We start from the raw sequence: 2,575 nt of genomic DNA on the forward strand, positions 1-2,575 counted from the left end.
TCCTCGACGGGATGAGCTGGCTCGGGCTCGATTGGGACGGCGACGTGGTGTTCCAGTACGCCCGCGCCGAGCGCCCTGCGGGTCGCGCAGGTGGCGGCGCCGGTGCTGACCCGCACCATCATCGCGCCGCTCGAAGGCCTGATCGAATCGCTGGAGGAGCGTGAGGAGGGCGCCCGCCTTGTGGTGCGGGTCGCGAGCCTCGGCACGATGGCCGCGGCCGAGCGGCCGGTCCGGGTGCGCGTCTCGTTCAAGAAGGCGCCGCCGCTGCGGCCGGGCGACTTCATTGCCGCCACCGCCCGCCTGCTCCCGCCCCCCGAAGCGGCGCGCCCCGGCGGCTACGATTTCGCCCGCGACGCCTACTTCCGCGGGATCGGCGCGGTCGGCTCGCTCCTCGGCAAGATCGCGGTGAAGCCGCCGCCCGAGCCGGTGCCGTGGTCGCTCCGGCTCGCGGCCGCCGTGGACGACGCCCGCAACGCGCTGACCCGCAGGATCACCGACGCCAACGGCGGCCAGGCGGGCGCCGTCGCCGCCGCCCTGGTGACCGGCAAGCGCGGGCTGATCGCGCCGGCCACCAACGACACGCTGCGGGCGGCGGGGATCTACCACGTGGTCTCGATCTCGGGGCTCCACATGGTGCTGGCCGCCGGGGTCGTGTTCTGGCTCGTCCGCGCCGGCCTCGCCCTGGTGCCGTTCCTGGCGCTGGCCTGGCCGATCAAGAAGATCGCCGCGGCGCTGGCGATGGTCGGCGTCACCGCCTACTGCGTCTTCTCCGGCTGGGACATCGCGGCCGAGCGTTCCCTCGTGATGACCCTGATCATGCTCGGGGCGATCCTGGTCGATCGCCCGGCGCTCAGCATGCGCAACCTCGCTCTCGCCGCGCTCATCGCGCTCTCGCACGAGCCGGAAGGCTTGCTCGGCCCGAGCTTCCAGATGTCGTTCGGGGCGGTGGCCGGCCTCATCGCCTGCGCCCGCCTGATCGATGGAGGGATGTTCCGCCGCGACGGGGCCGGGCGGATCGGCCGGCTGATCGCGCTGTCGCTGACGACGGTGGTCGGCACCCTCGGCACGACGCTCGTGGCGCAGGTCGCGACCGCGCCCTTCGCCACCTACCACTTCCAGACCGTCCAACCCTTCGGGCTGATCGGCAACGCGCTCACCCTGCCGCTGGTCTCGCTCGCGGTGATGCCGGCGGCGGTTCTGGGCATCGTCGCCTACCCGTTCGCCCTCGACCAGCCGGTCTGGTGGCTGATGGGACTGGCGGTGCGCGGCATGCTGACCATCTCCGCCTGGATCCAGGGGCTCGGGCGCGCCAACGTCGTGGTCCCGGCCTTCGGCACCGCCGCGCTCGGGTGCCTCGCCGCGGGGCTGCTGCTCGCGACGCTCCCGGTCTCGCGCCTGCGCTGGCTCGCCCTGCCGCCGGCGCTGCTCGGGCTCGGCCTGGCGACGATGCCGGCCCGCTACGACATCTACGTCGACCGCCAGGGCAGCGGGGCGGCGGTTCGCCGCGCCGACGGCAGCCTCGTCGCCCTCGGGCGGCCGTCGAACTTCGTGCTGGAGCAGTGGCTGAAGGCCGACGGCGACGGCAGGCCGGGCGCGCAGGCGACGGGCGGTCCCGCCTGCGACCGGATCGGATGCATGCTTCGGTTGGCCGACGGGCGCGCGGTGGCGCTTCTGAAGGATCGCCGCGGCTTCGCGCAGGATTGCGCCAAGGCCTCGGTGCTGATCACGGCGCTCGCCGCACCGCCGGGCTGCGCCGCCGCCCTCGTCATCGATCGCGCCTACCTCGCCAGCCACGGCGCCGTGGCGATCCGCGTCGAGCCGAATGGCTTCATCCTGGCCGACACGCATGAGCCGGGACGGACGCTGCCGTGGCGCCCCGCGATGGTCCGTCCCCCGCCCCAGGGAACGGATGACGCGGTAGCGGGCGGATCGTCGCCCGCGGCCGAGCCCAAGCCGAAGGACGTCCCGTTCCAGGGCATGGCCGTACCGCCCCCCCGGGCGGAGGACGCCGACCCGGCACCCGACGATCCGGCCGCGGACGGCCCGAACCCGGAGATGCCGGGCGAGACCCTTCAGTAACGGCGCACGAGGCTGACCAGGCGGCCCTGGATCTGCACCCGATCCGGCCCGAGCACGCGGGTCTCGTAGGCCGGGTTCGCGGCTTCGAGCGCGATCGAGGAGCCGCGACGGCGCAGCCGCTTCAGCGTCGCCTCCTCGTCGTCGATCAGCGCCACGATGATGTCGCCGGTGTTGGCGGTGTCCTGCTTGCGGATGACCACGAGGTCGCCGTCGAGGATGCCCGCCTCGACCATCGAGTCGCCGCGGACCTCCAGGGCGTAGTGCTCGCCGCCGGCCAGGAAGTCCGGCGACATGGTGATCGCGTGGCTCTGGTTCTGGATCGCCGAGATCGGCGTGCCGGCCGCGATCCGGCCCATCACCGGGATCGACACCGCGCGCCCGCTGTCGTCGACCATCTGCGTCGTGGAAGGCCGCAGCGGCACGGCCTTCGAGCGGCCGCCCTCGACCACGCTCGGGGTGAACCGGCGCGGCGCGGCGGGAGCTGCCGGCACCGGGG

General features: G+C 73.9%; 1 protein-coding gene and 1 pseudogene. One reads left to right on the plus strand and one right to left on the minus strand.

Annotated features, from left to right (window positions below; all coding sequences use genetic code 11):
- Positions 1 to 78 precede the first annotated feature (78 nt).
- Positions 79 to 2,079: pseudogene (locus FV223_RS24960) on the plus strand (ComEC/Rec2 family competence protein); the annotation flags it as partial.
- Here the strand turns inward: FV223_RS24960 and lexA are convergent.
- The coding region (gene lexA, locus FV223_RS24965) for a transcriptional repressor LexA (RefSeq protein WP_147729481.1) at positions 2,073 to 2,575 on the minus strand (503 nt) is incomplete at its 5' end. The pseudogene FV223_RS24960 and the gene lexA overlap by 7 nt on opposite strands.

The sequence above is a fragment of the Methylobacterium sp. WL116 genome, assembly GCF_008039455.1.
Classification (GTDB): domain Bacteria; phylum Pseudomonadota; class Alphaproteobacteria; order Rhizobiales; family Beijerinckiaceae; genus Methylobacterium.